Source organism: Sphingobacterium sp. UT-1RO-CII-1, from assembly GCF_026711005.1.
Taxonomy (GTDB): Bacteria; Bacteroidota; Bacteroidia; order Sphingobacteriales; family Sphingobacteriaceae; genus Sphingobacterium.
On record NZ_JAPPVJ010000005.1, the window covers coordinates 211914 to 227510 of the forward strand.

Sequence of the window (15597 nt, forward strand, 5' to 3'; positions counted from 1 at the left end):
TAAATTATATTTTTTTATTTCTTGACAAGTATAATAATTCCTGTAGACCATTCTTGTTTTGTAAGCACAGCTCCTTCAATCGCCTCTAACTCGTCAATCAGTGTGAGTACTTTTTTATCGTGATCCAATGGCCAATTGGGTTGCTCGCTCATATCATCTATCAAATAAATACCTCCTTTATTAAGCATTGAAATTGTTTCTTTCAACAAGTTATATTTTCCTGGCCAAGTATCAGCAAAAATAAAGTCAAAATTCATCGAGGAGTTCGCTCTAATCCAGTCTTCCCCATCAATATTTAATAGTGTAAGTCTTTTATCTGAACTCAAATATTTTACAGCAATATTCTGGAAATCTACTGCATTATCTATTGAAATAAGCCTGGAAGAGTCATCCATTCCATCAAGAATCCAAGAAGTGGAAAGTCCAGTTCCTGTTCCCAATTCAAGAAAGCTGCCATTGGGTTTGCTCATCGCCAAAGTACGTAATAAACTACAGGTCTTCAAATCTGACGGCATAGTGAATCCGCGTTTCATAGTTTCATCCAAAATTCTATTATAGACATTCGGAATTCCTTTAATTTGACTATCGTTCATTTTTACCTTTTTAATGCTTGTTGAAATCTAATTTTTTCGCATAGTAATTATTACTACATAATGTAAATATAAAAATTTATTCATGCCCTTTAGTTATTAAACATAATGAATATTCGACCAAATAGCGATAAAACTGGTTGAAACTTTAAAACATAAACTTTAATCTAGATAAATTTACGAAGTATCTAAAACCATTAAAAATAGAATTCAAAATCAAATCTAATGAAACGTCAACAAAATTTTTCAATACTGATCGCATTGAATTTCGAAAAATATTCTCAAAACATATTTTAGTCGCTGAATATAACGGAGAAAATTGGGGAGATCGAAAAGTTTCCTGAGCACTTCAACACCTTGGTGGGGCGCTACCATACGCATTTACCGAACACGGTGTGCTCATGTTGGACCGAGATCTAGCCGAGTTGTATGGAGTACAAACTAGAACATTAAAGCAGGCAGTTCGTAGAAACATAGATAGATTTCCAGAAGAGTTCATTTTCAATTTATTGTTTTTAAAAGGCAAAATGGATTCCTGTGGAATTTATGTTTGAAATGTCTAAAGAAGAATTTGAAAATTGGAGATCACACTTTGTGATCTCCAATTCGGACAAACTAGGTTTGCGATACGCCCCCTTTTGCTTTACTGAACAAGGAGTCGCAATGCTATCAAGTGTGCTAAAAAGTAAAGCGGCCATTCAAATCAACATACAGATCATGCGGGTATTTACAAAGTTAAGGCAGTTTCTGACAGACAATACTAATATACAAAACGAAATATTAGAAATAAGACTAGCGATGGAAAAGCTAGCGAAAAAACAAGAAGGACAAGAAAAAAACGTAGAACTGATATTTGAATATATCGAGCGACTGGAAAATAAACTAGAGACCCCTGCCCTACCACAAAGAAAAAGAATCGGCTATAAAGTAGGGAAAGATGGATGGTCTACAATAAAAGACATTGTGTATAGACGAATATGATCATGCTGTAAATAATAAAAAACAATAATGATATTTAATTAGATATTAAAAAACACCAATTGCGGTATTTTTCATCATTATTGTGCGTAACCACAATACAAATTTATGGTATGATTGGTATATGGTATGATTGGTATAGTGTTATACTTGTAATCGGATAGTTTTTATAATTATTTCGCTATCCATAAAGTATTTACCACTAAACGTCTAATTTACAAAACAATACTTATATTAGCCTCACATTTAACGAAATATGCATATAGGTAGCGTTTTACGAACCGACAGGAAGGAGTTCTACGTAGTAAAACTGCACTGTATTTTGTTTCGTAAAAAAACAATGTTAGCAGAAATTATAAACAAACCGTATGGAAATAATTGAACTAAATAAGAATGATAGTAATATAAAAGTAAATAACGCTATTGAACAATTTAAGCAATTTATTAAACTGCTAAGCGACAAAAAATTGCCAATCAGCATTATTGAGAAAATTAACTTTGATATTGCAGAATTAAATTCCTCACAATTGGTCGGCAATTCTCTATCACATTTAATTAAAAAGAAGCAAAATAAAATAATTAGATTAACAGAAAAAGAGTTAAAAATTGTTCCTAAAAATTATTATCGAAATTTGTGGATGGTTTTAGGAATGAGTGGTTTTGGATTACCATTAGGAGTAGCTTTCGGATTAAGCATGGGAAATATAGGGTTATTAGCAATTGGATTACCTATAGGAATGGCTATAGGAGTTTTAGTTGGTTCAAAATTAGATAAAAAAGCATCTGAAAGCGGAAAACAATTAGATATTGAACTAAAATAGAAGAACTACCGCTAACAAGGTATTGCCAAAAGCCAGGGATAAAGTGCAAATTTGAATTTTTCGCCTATTTATCCGCCAATACTCAGCCCGTTACCTGCAAACCAATTTAAACAACATACTAAAACAAAATTCCTTACAACCGACATAGACAGACTTGTCTGTATATATTAGTTTTTATATCTTTGTAAGACATTTAAGGAAATATGAGTTTACCAAGAGAAAGAATATTAGAACAAGCTTCAATTTTATTTCATCAGCAGGGATATAATAGTACAGGAATTAATCAAATTATAAGTGAAGCAAAAGTTGCAAAGGCTAGCTTTTACCAACATTTCAAATCTAAGGATGATTTATGTGTTGAATTTCTGAACATAAGACATAAATATTGGTTTGGTGAACTCTCAAAGTTCACTTCAAAGTTCGAAAATCTGAATGAAAAAATTATTTCTTCATTTGATTTCATTATAGATATTAACAAAAAAGAAAATTTCAGAGGTTGCAGTTTCCTTAATATCTTATCCGAAATTTCAAAAGAACAGATAAGTATTCTTAACGTTATCCAAGCTCATAAAAATGATTTAAGGGATTTTTTTAAGAAATTAATTAAAGATGAATTATTGGCAACTCATATTTATCTTCTATTTGAAAGCTCTATCATAGAAAGTCAACTATTCGAATCAAACGATATCGTAAATCAATCAAAATCAATCATAAAAAGTTTAATCTAAAAAAATGGAACAAAAACATCCGCTTCCACCTTTTACATTGGAAACCGCAAAACAGAAAATTCAAATGGCTGAAGATGCCTGGAATTCACAGAATCCTGAAAAAGTTTCTTTAGCATATACCATTGACAGCGAATGGAGAAACCGGAGTACATTTGTAAACGGAAGAGAAGAAATTGTAAGATTTTTAGCTGATAAATGGGAAAAGGAATTAAATTACAAACTCAAAAAAGAATATTGGTCGCATTCAGAAAATAGAATCGCAGTTAGATTTGAATATGAATATCAAAGCAAAGATGGAAAATGGTTTAGAGCTTATGGAAATGAAAACTGGGAGTTTGATGAAAATGGCTTGATGAAAAAAAGGTATGCAAGCATAAATGACCTTGAAATAAAAGAATCTGAAAGATATTTATAGAACGGCCAACAGGTAACATGCAGTTTGGCAAAACAACAGCTTTTCGGCTTCGATTTTCCGCTCCTGCGCCAAACTGCCTAACCGTTAGCAGCACTATTAAACGAACGCACTTCACAAATATAAATATGGAATTACCAAAATTTAAGTATAGCCCAAACGCATATAGACTTGACCTTTTTGAAAATGTTGAAGGTGTTTGCTCTATATGTAACGAAAAGAGACAAATTAAATATATTAGTTCATTCTATAGTATTGAAAACCCTGAATACATTTGCCCTTGGTGTATAGCAAATGGGAAAGCGTCCGAAAAATACAATGGAGATTTTAACGATTATTGTGGAATTGAGGGTGTTTCGCCTGACCCAAAAGACCCTGAACCAAGTATTAAAAAAGAACATTTAATTGAAATTACAAACAGAACACCAAGTTATACATCTTGGCAACAAGAGGTATGGTTGACTCATTGTAATGAGCCTTGTGCTTTTATTGGGTATGCGGATAGTAAATTGATCGAACCATTTTTAGACGAACTTAAAGATGATATTGAAAATTCAGGCATTCCAACAGAGTACATAACAAAAGGACTTACAAAAGACAGCGACTTAGGGGCTTACTTATTTCAATGTTTAGAATGTGGAAAACATAGACTTCACGTTGACTTTACATAAAGAATAACAGCTCGCTAACAAGGTATTGCCAAAAGCGGAGCTAAAGTGCTAAATTCACAGCTTGCATTTCTGCCACCGCTAGAACGAATCATGTTGATTTTATTTGCTAAATTTATCTCCTATCAATGCGTTTTGGCTAGCCTCGGTGGAAAATCGAAATTCTCGCTTCGAAATCTCTCCTCTTTCGGCAATACCCAAACCGCTACCAGCCATTTTAAAGCGACACTGCAACGAATACACAAAAAAAGTTATCCGGCAAATATTGGTTTGTCGTAGAACTAGACAGATCGCTCGATAAAAAATAAAATCAAAAAAAAGCCATTCAATAAACTGAACGGCTATGTATATTTTTTGCTGATGCTCTCGTTAGAGCTTTTCTACCTCTTCTATAGACAAGCCCGTACCTTTAGCAATATCAGCAATAGGCAAACCCATTTTCTTAAATTCTAAAGCGATAGCGATAGCTTCTTCTCTTTTTCCATCAGCTTTTCCTTTTTCCAGTCCGGTCTGCATTCCTTTTTCTAGTCCAGTCTGCAGGCCTTTTTCTCTTTCCTGTCTTTTGATTGTCTCTATTACACCCATTTGTATTGTGCCTCCTGTCACTTGATAAATGTATTGATCAAAATTACTATTTAAATCCTTATCTCGTATAAAAAGAAAACTTTTTAAAAATACTAAAAAGCTCATTATACGATCTTTACTATATTTATTGGTCTCGATTAACGCACGCGCTATCGTACTCCGCTGCTCGGCAAGCTCCTCTTCAGCAATCTTATTTTCCGAAAGTGCTTTCTGACAAGCCAGTACAATATACGCAAAAATATTGTCCATAACAAGAAGCTCATCTTCCTGATGGTCAAAGATCTGGTAGGTAAGATAACGGAACGTTAGCGAAGTACCGAATACAAAATAACCATATTCGCCAGGCCGGCCTTGCGTCTGCCCGCCTGTAAATACAGCAATGGTCTCCACTGGTACACGATACCGATCCAACAGGCGGTAATGGTACTGAAACATGCGGTATGGAAAACCATCATCATTGCCTCCTTCGATCTCGGTATGTGCTAAGATCCACTTCTGGGTTCCGTCTTTCAGATACACTTTCACTAAAAGATCAGCAATACGCCTACCCTTTTTACGTTCTCGGTCAGGCATGATCTCGAGCAGCTCTTTGTCCATAAAGGTAAGCCCTTTCTCGAAATCAAACATAGTATCTGCTTCAGGATACATAAAGCGGAGAAAGTCGGGAAAGTTCTCTTCAAAAATAGCCTTGAGAAGCTCATCGCTTTTCTTGAACGGCACACTTCTTTTGGTTAACTCACTCATAATTAAGCTTATTTAATTAATTAAAGATAGTAAAAAAAGAAGTAAATTACCTTAAGTAACTAAAAGCTAGATAAATTATATATTTACACAATACATTTTAGATAAAAGTATTGGTATATCTCCCAACAATAGAAGACATATACAAAACCTTATACAATTTAATTGCGTGGTTAGATCCGAAGTTAACTCCATTCTTTTCCGACATTGACAATGTGCCAAGCAAATTAGAGCTGATCAAGAGTTTATCAATCAATTCACCACGCTCCAATCAGATGTTACGCATAAAGCCCACATAGAAAACACAAGATTTACAAAGGTACTGAATCTTAAAGCGAAACACTTTTATGCTTATGAGGTATATCTAATAGCGTCTTCGCAGGGTATAAGTCCCCAGAGTGCTTTTAAACAATTGTATAAAGAATACACTTAAAGGTGTCGCAAAATGCGATACCTTCACGTCGACACCTTGGTGGGCGCTACCATACGCATTTACCGAACACGGTGTGCTCATGTTGTCGAATGTTTTGAAAAGCGATCTAGTCACGAAAATGAGCATCAAGCTGATCGAAATCTTCGTATAATTACGCAGGAGTCTTAACTCCTATTCCGAATTAAATCCTGCACTTTTTTTTAGCAAAAGCTTTAATCTCAGCAATCGAAATATCATTAAGCAAATGATATTTACTCATATAATCTAAAAATATTTGTGCGTAACCACATAATAATAGAAATAATATAAAGCCAAATTATTAGATTAGGATGTCAAAATTAGCGTTTATCTTTAAGGCATGATTACAAAAGACGTATTAGAGAAAAAGCAAATACAGATTTACATAATCACTCTCCTATTTGCAGCATTGACTGGGTTGACATGGAGTAATAGCGCATCACTACAGAATACTATAGAGCCTATAATTGGTATTCTGCTATATAGTATGTTCTGTCAGATTCCTTTTTTAGAAGTCAAAAAATCATTTAGAAATCCTTCTTTTTTTAAGGCGCTTCTATTCGGTAATTTTGTGCTGATTCCGCTACTAGTATGGATACTCATCCAAGTATTCGCATTAAATACACTGACCACTATAGGTGTACTACTGGTTCTATTGACCCCCTGTATAGATTATGTTATCGTATTTACACATTTGGGGAAAGGAGACTCCAACTCGGTACTCGCGGCTACACCTGTATTATTTATTGTTCAGATGTTGCTCTTACCGCTATTTTTATGGTTTTTTATTGGACGTGAATCTATCGATGTATTCGAAGTTACTCCGTTTGTAAAAACATTCTTCTACCTAATAGTAATACCTTTCGCTTCAGCGCTGATCACGCAATGGGCTTCAAAAACTACGCGTATAGGTGGTAAGATGATGGACCTGTCTAGCTGGCTCCCGGTTCCATTTATGGCGCTGACCTTTTTCGTGGTCATAGCATCACAGATGAGGACACTGAGCACCAATCCACAGCCTATCTATGATGTCTTACCTATTTATGTCATATTCGCTATAATCGCTCCGTTGGTTGGTCTGCTTTCTTCGAAGATATTTAAATTGCCTACCGCTCAAGCCAGAGCTGTAGCCTTTTCTTCGAGCACAAGAAATTCATTGGTGGTCCTTCCATTGGCACTTGCTCTACCTGCACCAGAAAATCAATTGGTTGCTGTCGTTATAGTCACACAGACCGTAGTAGAAATCCTCTTCGAATTGCTGTACATAAAGATAATCCCCAAAATGATCCGTGGTAATGACAAATAGAACAGATTCACCCTGTATGCTAACTAGAAAAATACACATCATGGAAATAAGAAAATATCAATCTAACGATATTAAAGAAATAGCCAGACTACTCTACGAAACTATCTATACGATAAATAAAAAAGACTATTCTAAAGAACAACTGTCTGTATGGGCAACTATACGGAAAATTAAGCTGGAGCCGTAACAGAACTATAATGAGAGTATTATTATAAAAGAAATGAAATGGCTACAATATTAAATTTGATCAATATTATTATATACTAAAATGAGACGAACTACCATATTACCTGTGCTATTGCTTATATTAGCTTCAGTAATAGTACAATTTATTGTAGCCTATATTCGATACCTTTTAGGTATCGAATATAGTACAGTAATAAGCTTTATTTTTTATGTCTTAACCTATTACTTGGCAATAAATCGATATAAAGAGTTAAATAAAAATATCGTAATGTTCGCAATATTATTTCCTATACTGGCGATAAACATACCTCTTAGAATAACTTCCTTTCAAGATAGTCTCAGTACATTTCCCGAATTTATAGTCCATATTTTTGCGGTATTAATTGCCCGAGGAAGTTTATTTTTCCAAAAGCAATTTAGCAGAGTATCTTTTTTAGCGTCGATTACGCTATTAGTCTTGCTAGGGAGTGTTTTTTTATATAAACATTGGTTAAATTATATCAATTTTTCTTCTTTTACAGGTGTAGTTTTCGAGCAAAACCATGTTCCTATACAGGGCAAGGACCTAAATGGCGAAATAATTTCAATAGAGGACCAAGCCGATTTGTGGGTTTTGGATTTTTGGACTACAAGCTGCAGAGTTTGTATTAGAGAATTCCCTAAAGTTCAAAAACTAAATGATCAATATAAAGATTCAAAAGACGTCAAAGTAATCTCTATAAATATACCTTTAAAACGTGATACCGATAATACTGCTTTTAACATACTGACGTCAAGAGGATACACGTTTAAGAATATAATAGCACTAGATAGCTCTCTTGATAAAAAATTGGGGATAGAGGTGTTTCCAACGACATTGTTATTAAATAGGAACGGACAAATTCTTTTTCGGGGAAGTGTTAGTCAGATTCAAAACAGAATTCAAGAAGTTTTAAAAAACGGAACGAAATTTTAAATATTCCACCAATTAAAATGAAAAGTCCGAGATCAAATGAAATTGTAGATAGAAAACTTGAATTTGGTAAACAGCTAATCAAGTAGAGAGAACTCGAAACTACTTCTTTAATTCATAAATACCTTCAATATCTAAATAAATAATACCCTCGGAAGTTAAAGCTTTTTGTTGCGCCTTAAATTTCAGCCGCCCGGTTTCATCTATATATATGTACTGTGGAAAGATAAACGTCCGATTCAAATCATTTTCTATAGCTTGATATGGGCGAAACACTCCCTCATCAGTGATACGATATGAGTAGGTATTTTTGACAGGGTAAAATCTCAAAAGCATATCTTCTGAATATTGGTTAGGTAGTATACCTAATGGGAGATTATCAATACGCGGCTCTTGCCAAAATATTTTTATTCTCTTTTTATCATAATCAATCATTAAAGGATCATCCTTTAATGATGGCATCTCCAAGAAAAGGTTGGTGTTGTACTGCCCGTCCATATTTATATCTACAGCTTTGGACACAACAATATCGCTAGGGTAATATGTATGAATTCCACTTACAGGCATCGCATTCCGTTCTTTTTCTTTCGAACAAGAAAAACCAAACAAAATGAAGACGAAAAATATTATTTTAAATGTATGTTTTGGATAGACCATTATTTTAAAACTTATAAACTGACAACATAATTACTTCAAAAAAAACCGTCTGTTTAAGTAACAAACGGTTTTGCAATAGTATTATAGTGAAACTCTAGTTAGAGCTTTTCAATCTCTTCTATAGATAAGCCCGTACCTTGAGCAATATCAGCAATAGGTAAGCCCATTTTCTTAAATTCTAAAGCGGTCTCTAAGGCTTTTTTACGCTCTCCTTTTTCTATTCCTTTAGCTAAGCCTTGTTCTAAGCCTTGCTCTAAGCCCTGTGCTAAACCCTGTGCTAATCCCTCAGCACGACCAGAACGCCTTGCTGTATTAAGAACACTTTCTGTATCACGCTTATGTTTTAAACTTGCTTCGTATGACATAAGATCCTCCTCTTTTAGTTTTCCTACTTCACCTATAGCAAAGATAAGCTCAAATATCCGTTTATCCAAAAATGAGGGAAACTTATCCATGGTACTCAAGTGTTTAAGTAAGTATAGCCATTGATCCATTAAAGTATTCAGCTCTTCAGGCTTTTTATTAAACATCGGCAAAGAAATCATCTTATAGCCCAGCTTATCGTAGAAAATCTCATTTGTCAGCTTATCGCATAAAGCCACATCGTAGAAATAAGGACGATCTGTAACTCCTCTGTTATCCTCCAGACTAAACTCCATAATACCGATAAAGTAAACCTCTGGCAAACAATAATTATTGCTCTTTTTGCCTCTAGCAAGCTGTTTATTGATCAGCCGGGAGGTGTAATATACGGTACGGTCCTTAAAAAACTCCTGAAAGAGTTGCTGCATCTCGATAATGAATATTTCTCCATCATTGCCGACGCAATGCAAATCAAACACAACGCGCCTTGTTTCTTCATGATCGCCATCCTGCTCGACAGGCTTGTAAGCCAAGTCTGATATCACCTTCTCTCCCTCAAAGAGACTATTAAGAAATTCGATCAATAGAATTTTATTTTCTTCCCTACCGAAATAAAACTTCCAGCCAAAGTCTGTGCGGGGGTCAACGTACTTACCGAGATGCTTTTTTGATCTAGACATAATTATTATACATTTGGTTACTAAGCAAATATAACTATAAAAAAGTATATTAGCTAAAATAATTAGTAATCAAGTCGAGCAGATAACATGTTTCTTTGAGAAGCTGTTTAAGTATTGGCTAGACTAAAACTAAAATAAAGGCTGAAAGATAATAGTAGCTACGTCTGCATTGTATTTATTAGGTGATACCGAATGTTGACACAGGGATATTGAGACAGCGCATGTAGCTAATAAGTATTTTCCAGTCCCCCCTTGTTCTACCTTCTCGATTTATAAACAGGTTTTGCAGGGTATATTTGGGGAGGGATAACCATAAAAACCAGAGTATATTGTTGGCTATTTTATCACATAATTTCAGTGATTGTTTGGGGACTTTATCAACAATTATTAAATAAAATTAAGAAGCACTGCAGATAACAAGGTATTGCAAAAAGCAGGACTAAGGTGCTAAATTCAACATTTGTGCTTTTTATCTGCAAAAACCATTTTTCTTTTACTCTTTTTTATAATTTAGCAAAAAGAAAAAATGGTTTTGCTAACGTATGTACAAAGTTGAAAGCTCAGTCTTTCTATTCCGCCCCTTCGCAAAGCCCCAAAACATTAGCTGTCAGGCAACGAGCAACCGTGCCAAAAACAAACGAACAGAAAAATTAGACGAATATGTCAATAACAAGAGACGAAGAGCTTATCGGAATGAAAAAAGCGAGTGAAGCTGTAGCTTTGACTTTAAAAGAAATGCGGAACTACGCAAAACCCGGTATGACGACAAAACAATTAGACAACTTTGGAGCAAAAATCTTGTCAGACTTTGGAGCAAAATCAGCGCCTTATTTGACCTATGGTTTTCCAGGTTGGACCTGTATTAGCGTGAACAATGAATTTTGCCACGGTATCCCGTCCGACAAAAAAATATTACAAGAAGGCGATTTAGTGAACATAGATGTTTCAGCCGAACTTAACGGTTTTTGGTCGGACAACGGTGGCTCATTTGTACTTGGACAAGACATCAACCAACATCAAAAGTTAATAGAGGCTTCACAAGAAATTTTGTATAAAGCAATTTATAACATTAAAGGCGGAGTGAAAATTTCAGACATTGGACACATAATGGAAACCGAAGCAAAGAAAAGAGGTTTTAAGGTTATTAAAAACCTTGGTGGACACGGTATTGGCAGAAGTTTGCACGAACAGCCAGACGAATTAATGAATTATAAAAACCGATTTGACCAAAGACGATTTAAGAAAAATTCAGTTGTAGCTATTGAAACATTTATATCAACGTCTTCAACTTATACAACAGAACTTAATGACGGCTGGACAATGGTTGGAAACAAAGGTGGTTTTATGGCACAACACGAACATACAATTGTGGTTACAGACGGAAAACCAATTGTACTGACTGAAATGAATGAAATTTGGAATTGACAGCTTCCCCCTCGAATTGGGAGAAACCAACGAAAAGGGTTACAATACGTTTTTAATTTCTAATGTCACATTGGCATTTAGCAGGATTACGTACGAAGCGAAGCAACTCATCACTTCTACGAACATTCAACAATATAGGAGTTTAATCTTGACTAACGTTTAAACAACTATTTATTTGTCAAATAAAAGTCGTTTATCCAATCTTCAATATGTGAAATAAGAGGTAGCATTGATTTCCCTTTTTCACTTAGTCCGTAAAAAACTTCTGGAGGAAAGGAATTTATCTGTGTACGTTTTACAACTCCTGCTATTTCAAGCTCCTTTAATTGCTCTAACAAAACTTTTTTAGAAACTTTAGGAATGTTTCTCCATAGTTCAGTAAAACGGATATCACCACTTTGAAAAAAATGGTATAAGATTAAGGGTTTCCATTTTCCTGAAAACAGTTTTAGAAAAATATTTAAATGACAATTTTCAAAATCTTTATAATTCATAGGTTACAAATTTGTAAATAGTTCACCTAAAAGTTCATTTCTTGTTACTTGTGCACAAGCGTACTACGTTTGTAGTGAACAAATTTAAAAATTTTAGTACTATGAAAGTAAGGTTAATAAGAAATGCTACGTTATTAATAACCATTAATGAACAAACATTATTAATAGACCCAATGTTGGGACATAGAGGTGCATTAGGTAAGTTTCCTTGGATAGATGATATACGGGAAAACCCTTTAACAAACCTTCCGTTTGATGATTATGAATTACAAAGAATTATTGAACAAACCGATGCCGTTCTTTTAACGCATTTGCATCCCGACCATTGGGACCCTAAAGCACAAGAAATTATTCCCAAAAACATTCCAATTTATTGCCAGCCAGAAGATGCTCTAGTAGTCGAACAAGTAGGTTTCAAAAATGTTATTTCTGTCGAAAAAAAAATTGATTTCAATGGAATTGAAATATTTAAGACTGATGGAAAACATGGGTTAGGCGAAATTGGTGAATTGATGGGGAAAGTAAGTGGCTATATTCTACGATATAAAAAAGAGAGCTTATACATAACAGGGGATACAATTTGGTGTGAAGATGTTATCAATACAATAGATGAATTTAAACCAACTTTTATAATCGTTAATGGAGGTGGAGCAAAATTTAATATTGGTGAACACGTTACAATGAACACTTCTGATGTTGGAAAATTATTAGAGTATTATCCTAATAAAATAGCGATTGTACATCTCGAAACGGTTAGTCCTGCATTAGAAAGCAGACAAGATATTGTAAAATTTTTATCAGATAATAATATAACAGATAAAGTAATTATACCAAATGATGGAGAAGAATTTATGAATAAGTAAAGGTTTGAAATGACATTGCGTAATTAAAATTAATTATGTACCCCTGTACTAACAGTACCCATTTTGCATACCATAAGAACTGCAGGTGGGTCATTTTTTTTATATAGCTATGTCAAATAAACCTGCAAACAGCGTAGCCGACCAAATTTCACTTTTGAAGCAACGAGGAATGTTGTTTAAAGATGAAGGCAATGCACCTCACTTTTTAGAAAACATCAGTTATTACCGCTTAAAAGGTTATTAGTGGGACACACAAAACGATTTTGAAAATCACACTTTCCACCCAAATACTTATTTCGAGGACATCATCGGCCGCTACAATTTCGACCGTCATTTGCGATTAATTTTGTTTGATGCTATTGAACGTATTGAAATTGCTCTACGAATAAAAATGATTTATCAGTTTTTTATGGTGGATTATGGTCTTTAAATGCTTCGCTTTTTAATTCCTCAACTATTACAATCAACGGAGTCAATAAAACAATTTATCAAAATACGATTGACGAACTGCAAAAGGAATTTAACCGAAGTCAGGAAATTTTCATTAAAGACCATCGTTATCGCTAACCGAACCAAGATGCTGATGCTTGGAAAATATTGGAAGTTGCTTCTATGGGAACACTTTCCAAATTATACAAAAATTTAAAACAGCAACTTCCCGAAAAAGCAGCAATTGCCAAAGAAATGGGATTGAATTTGCATAAAAAATTATCCAGTTGGTTGGAAGCGATTACTTATGTCCGAAATATCATTGCACACCATTCTCGATTATGGAGTAAAAATATGGTAAAGCGACCAACGAAGAACCTGAATAATCCAATCGGCCAATGGTTTGATAATCCTTTGACACAGGTGCAGACTAAAAAACCGTTTTTGATAATTTCTTGTATGGTTTATTTATGCAATGAAGTAACGCCAAGACACCAAATCACAACCAAAATCTTAGACCTTTTCAATACCAACCCAAACATTCTGATTTACAAACTCGGTTTCCTAAATAATTGGGAAAACTAACCATTATGGAAATAAGGGCAAACACATAACAAGCGTTTTGTGAAATGGCGGAAAAACGGCGCCGATTGAAACTTTTTCGCTAATTTTGAAGTCGATGCTTTGATAGAAAGTTAGTGCATGAAATCCGCCTTCGCCAAACTGCCTAACCGTTAGCGGCACTATTAAACGAACGCACTTCACAAATATAAATATGGAATTACCAAAATTTAAGTATAGCCCAAACGCATATAGACTTGACCTTTTTGAAAATGTTGAAGGTGTTTGCTCTATATGTAACGAAAAGAGACAAATTAAATATATTAGTTCATTCTATAGTATTGAAAACCCTGAATACATTTGCCCTTGGTGTATAGCAAATGGGAAAGCGTCCGAAAAATACAATGGAGATTTTAACGATTATTGTGGAATTGAGGGTGTTTCGCCAGACCCAAAAGACCCTGAACCAAGTATTAAAAAAGAACATTTAATTGAAATTACAAACAGAACACCAAGTTATACATCTTGGCAACAAGAAGTATGGTTGACTCATTGTAATGAGCCTTGTGCTTTTATTGGGTATGCGGATAGTAAATTGATCGAACCATTTTTAGACGAACTTAAAGATGATATTGAAAATTCAGGCATTCCAATAGAGTACATAACAAAAGGACTTACAAAAGACAGCGACTTAGGGGCTTACTTATTTCAATGTTTAGAATGTGGAAAACATAGACTTCACGTTGACTTTACGTAAAAAAAAACAGTTCGCTAACAAGGTGTTGCCAAAAGCGGGGCTAAAATGCTAAACTCACAGCTTGCATTTCTGCCACCGCTAGAACGAATCATGTTGATTTTATTTACTAAATTTATCTCATATCAATACGTTTTGGCTAGCCTCGGTGGAATATCGAAATTCTCGCTTCGAAATCTCCCCTCTTTCGGCAATACCTAAACCGTTACCAGCCATTTTAAAGCGACACTGCAACGAATACACAAAAAAACAATCGACAATGACGGAATTTTGGGAACAAGCATTTAAGGATAAACAAGAAATGTGGGGTTTAGAACCCACGAAGTCAACTGTTTTGACAAAGGACTTTTTCGTTGAGCATAAGGTCAAAAATGTGCTAATTCCAGGAGTTGGTTATGGACGAAATGCACAAATTTTTATTGAGAACGGAATAACCGTAACAGGCATTGAGATTTCTCAGACCGCTATTGAGTTGGCTCAAAAGCATTTTGGAAATGAATTGAAAATTTACCACGGTTCTGTAACAGATATGCCTTTTGACGAGAAGTTATATGACGGAATATTTTGCTACGGTTTAATTTACTTGTTAGATAAGGAAGAAAGGGCTAAACTTATCCAAGACTGTTTTAACCAATTGACTGAAGACGGATATATGTTTTTTACAGCTATAACGAAGGACGCTCAAACATATGGACAAGGAACACAATTAAGCAAAGACCGTTTTGAAATGTTTGGCGGAGTGAAAATATTCTTTTATGACAAACAAAGTATTGAAGAAGAATTTGGCCACACAGGACTTTTTGAAATAACTGAAGTGACTGAAAACTATCCATTTTACTTGATAAAATGTAGAAAAAGAAAAATAACTGCTAACTAACAAGGCTGGGACTCCTCGTCCAGTGCTTTGAACTTCTACCGAAATATTTACAACACTAAAAAAAAAACTGTTTAAC

The 15597-nt window shown here is 34.4% G+C and carries 19 protein-coding genes and 2 pseudogenes; 16 read left to right on the forward strand and 5 right to left on the reverse strand.

Features of this window, described 5'->3' with window-relative positions:
- Positions 1-14: 14 nt before the first annotated feature.
- Positions 15-593 carry an O-methyltransferase gene (locus ORI89_RS12695; RefSeq protein WP_268230862.1) on the reverse strand — a complete coding sequence of 193 codons (579 nt, stop codon included), beginning with the start codon at positions 591-593 and terminating at the stop codon, positions 15-17.
- Between the two features lie 398 nt (positions 594-991).
- Between ORI89_RS12695 and ORI89_RS19290 the strand changes: the two genes are divergently transcribed.
- From ORI89_RS19290 to ORI89_RS12720, 6 genes are all read left to right on the forward strand, one after another.
- Complete coding sequence (locus ORI89_RS19290) at positions 992-1144, forward strand: ORF6N domain-containing protein (protein WP_442800884.1); 153 nt, start codon at positions 992-994, stop codon at positions 1142-1144.
- 1 nt (position 1145) lies between these two features.
- Positions 1146-1571: an ORF6N domain-containing protein gene (locus ORI89_RS12700; RefSeq protein ID WP_268230863.1), complete on the forward strand. Its 426-nt coding sequence runs from the start codon at positions 1146-1148 to the stop codon at positions 1569-1571.
- A gap of 365 nt (positions 1572-1936) precedes the next feature.
- Positions 1937-2389, forward strand: a complete 453-nt coding sequence (locus tag ORI89_RS12705) for a hypothetical protein (protein ID WP_268230864.1) — start codon at positions 1937-1939, stop codon at positions 2387-2389.
- Between the two features lie 203 nt (positions 2390-2592).
- The gene (locus tag ORI89_RS12710) at positions 2593-3117 is read left to right on the forward strand and encodes a TetR/AcrR family transcriptional regulator (protein ID WP_268230865.1); all 525 of its coding nucleotides are present in this window, start codon (positions 2593-2595) and stop codon (positions 3115-3117) included.
- 4 nt (positions 3118-3121) lie between these two features.
- Positions 3122-3532: a nuclear transport factor 2 family protein gene (locus tag ORI89_RS12715; RefSeq protein WP_268230866.1), complete on the forward strand. Its 411-nt coding sequence runs from the start codon at positions 3122-3124 to the stop codon at positions 3530-3532.
- Between the two features lie 125 nt (positions 3533-3657).
- Positions 3658-4200 (forward strand): CbrC family protein, encoded by a 543-nt coding sequence (locus tag ORI89_RS12720; protein ID WP_268230867.1) that lies wholly within the window; start codon positions 3658-3660, stop codon positions 4198-4200.
- Positions 4201-4566: 366 nt separating this feature from the next.
- Here the strand turns inward: ORI89_RS12720 and ORI89_RS12725 are convergent, their stop codons facing one another.
- Positions 4567-5526: a hypothetical protein gene (locus tag ORI89_RS12725; RefSeq protein ID WP_268230868.1), complete on the reverse strand. Its 960-nt coding sequence runs from the start codon at positions 5524-5526 to the stop codon at positions 4567-4569.
- A 788-nt stretch (positions 5527-6314) separates the two neighbouring features.
- Here ORI89_RS12725 and ORI89_RS12730 point away from each other — a divergent pair.
- The 3 genes from ORI89_RS12730 (at position 6315) to ORI89_RS12740 (ending at position 8421) form a co-directional block, all read left to right on the forward strand.
- Positions 6315-7280, forward strand: coding sequence for an arsenic resistance protein (locus ORI89_RS12730; protein WP_268230869.1), 966 nt, complete (start codon positions 6315-6317; stop codon positions 7278-7280).
- 40 nt (positions 7281-7320) lie between these two features.
- Positions 7321-7467: a hypothetical protein gene (locus tag ORI89_RS12735; RefSeq protein ID WP_268230870.1), complete on the forward strand. Its 147-nt coding sequence runs from the start codon at positions 7321-7323 to the stop codon at positions 7465-7467.
- Between the two features lie 267 nt (positions 7468-7734).
- A complete protein-coding gene (locus ORI89_RS12740; RefSeq protein ID WP_268230871.1) occupies positions 7735-8421 on the forward strand; it encodes a TlpA family protein disulfide reductase in 687 nt (228 codons plus the stop codon).
- Positions 8422-8520: 99 nt separating this feature from the next.
- On the opposite strand, the gene ORI89_RS12745 is transcribed toward ORI89_RS12740, so the two are convergent.
- Complete coding sequence (locus tag ORI89_RS12745; RefSeq protein ID WP_268230872.1) at positions 8521-9075, reverse strand: hypothetical protein; 555 nt, start codon at positions 9073-9075, stop codon at positions 8521-8523.
- A gap of 98 nt (positions 9076-9173) precedes the next feature.
- The gene (locus tag ORI89_RS12750) at positions 9174-10118 is read right to left on the reverse strand and encodes an Rpn family recombination-promoting nuclease/putative transposase (RefSeq protein WP_268230873.1); all 945 of its coding nucleotides are present in this window, start codon (positions 10116-10118) and stop codon (positions 9174-9176) included.
- 660 nt (positions 10119-10778) lie between these two features.
- Between ORI89_RS12750 and map the strand changes: the two genes are divergently transcribed.
- Entirely contained in the window at positions 10779-11543 is a 765-nt protein-coding gene (gene map / locus ORI89_RS12755; protein WP_268230874.1) for a type I methionyl aminopeptidase, read from the forward strand.
- A gap of 167 nt (positions 11544-11710) precedes the next feature.
- Here map and ORI89_RS12760 read toward each other — a convergent pair whose 3' ends face one another.
- Positions 11711-12037, reverse strand: coding sequence for a winged helix-turn-helix transcriptional regulator (locus ORI89_RS12760; RefSeq protein ID WP_268230875.1), 327 nt, complete (start codon positions 12035-12037; stop codon positions 11711-11713).
- A gap of 101 nt (positions 12038-12138) precedes the next feature.
- Here ORI89_RS12760 and ORI89_RS12765 point away from each other — a divergent pair, with 101 nt between their 5' ends.
- The 6 genes and pseudogenes from ORI89_RS12765 (at position 12139) to ORI89_RS12785 (ending at position 15521) form a co-directional block, all read left to right on the forward strand.
- Positions 12139-12900, forward strand: a complete 762-nt coding sequence (locus tag ORI89_RS12765; RefSeq protein WP_268230876.1) for an MBL fold metallo-hydrolase — start codon at positions 12139-12141, stop codon at positions 12898-12900.
- Positions 12901-13009: 109 nt separating this feature from the next.
- On the forward strand, positions 13010-13144 hold the full coding sequence (locus tag ORI89_RS12770) for a hypothetical protein (RefSeq protein WP_268230877.1): 135 nt from the start codon (positions 13010-13012) through the stop codon (positions 13142-13144).
- A gap of 33 nt (positions 13145-13177) precedes the next feature.
- Positions 13178-13330: pseudogene (locus ORI89_RS19295) on the forward strand (Abi family protein); the annotation flags it as partial.
- A gap of 158 nt (positions 13331-13488) precedes the next feature.
- Positions 13489-13914, forward strand: a pseudogene (locus ORI89_RS12775) (Abi family protein); the annotation flags it as partial.
- 190 nt (positions 13915-14104) lie between these two features.
- A complete protein-coding gene (locus ORI89_RS12780) occupies positions 14105-14647 on the forward strand; it encodes a CbrC family protein (RefSeq protein ID WP_268230878.1) in 543 nt (180 codons plus the stop codon).
- Positions 14648-14903: 256 nt separating this feature from the next.
- Entirely contained in the window at positions 14904-15521 is a 618-nt protein-coding gene (locus tag ORI89_RS12785) for a class I SAM-dependent methyltransferase (RefSeq protein WP_268230879.1), read from the forward strand.
- The last annotated feature ends 76 nt before the right edge of the window (positions 15522-15597 follow it).

Bases quoted from the DNA above. Each gene is read 5' to 3' on its own strand.
- ORI89_RS12720 (WP_268230867.1), top strand. From the start codon at position 3,658: ATGGAATTACCAAAATTTAAGTATAGCCCAAACGCATATAGACTTGAC.
- ORI89_RS12770 (WP_268230877.1), top strand. From the start codon at position 13,010: ATGTCAAATAAACCTGCAAACAGCGTAGCCGACCAAATTTCACTTTTG.
- ORI89_RS12705 (WP_268230864.1), top strand. From the start codon at position 1,937: ATGGAAATAATTGAACTAAATAAGAATGATAGTAATATAAAAGTAAAT.
- map (WP_268230874.1), top strand. From the start codon at position 10,779: ATGTCAATAACAAGAGACGAAGAGCTTATCGGAATGAAAAAAGCGAGT.
- ORI89_RS12750 (WP_268230873.1), bottom strand. From the start codon at position 10,118: ATGTCTAGATCAAAAAAGCATCTCGGTAAGTACGTTGACCCCCGCACA.
- ORI89_RS12735 (WP_268230870.1), top strand. From the start codon at position 7,321: ATGGAAATAAGAAAATATCAATCTAACGATATTAAAGAAATAGCCAGA.
- ORI89_RS12745 (WP_268230872.1), bottom strand. From the start codon at position 9,075: ATGGTCTATCCAAAACATACATTTAAAATAATATTTTTCGTCTTCATT.
- ORI89_RS12710 (WP_268230865.1), top strand. From the start codon at position 2,593: ATGAGTTTACCAAGAGAAAGAATATTAGAACAAGCTTCAATTTTATTT.
- ORI89_RS12700 (WP_268230863.1), top strand. From the start codon at position 1,146: ATGTCTAAAGAAGAATTTGAAAATTGGAGATCACACTTTGTGATCTCC.
- ORI89_RS12765 (WP_268230876.1), top strand. From the start codon at position 12,139: ATGAAAGTAAGGTTAATAAGAAATGCTACGTTATTAATAACCATTAAT.
- ORI89_RS19290 (WP_442800884.1), top strand. From the start codon at position 992: ATGTTGGACCGAGATCTAGCCGAGTTGTATGGAGTACAAACTAGAACA.
- ORI89_RS12730 (WP_268230869.1), top strand. From the start codon at position 6,315: ATGATTACAAAAGACGTATTAGAGAAAAAGCAAATACAGATTTACATA.
- ORI89_RS12695 (WP_268230862.1), bottom strand. From the start codon at position 593: ATGAACGATAGTCAAATTAAAGGAATTCCGAATGTCTATAATAGAATT.
- ORI89_RS12760 (WP_268230875.1), bottom strand. From the start codon at position 12,037: ATGAATTATAAAGATTTTGAAAATTGTCATTTAAATATTTTTCTAAAA.
- ORI89_RS12740 (WP_268230871.1), top strand. From the start codon at position 7,735: ATGTTCGCAATATTATTTCCTATACTGGCGATAAACATACCTCTTAGA.
- ORI89_RS12780 (WP_268230878.1), top strand. From the start codon at position 14,105: ATGGAATTACCAAAATTTAAGTATAGCCCAAACGCATATAGACTTGAC.
- ORI89_RS12785 (WP_268230879.1), top strand. From the start codon at position 14,904: ATGACGGAATTTTGGGAACAAGCATTTAAGGATAAACAAGAAATGTGG.
- ORI89_RS12715 (WP_268230866.1), top strand. From the start codon at position 3,122: ATGGAACAAAAACATCCGCTTCCACCTTTTACATTGGAAACCGCAAAA.
- ORI89_RS12725 (WP_268230868.1), bottom strand. From the start codon at position 5,526: ATGAGTGAGTTAACCAAAAGAAGTGTGCCGTTCAAGAAAAGCGATGAG.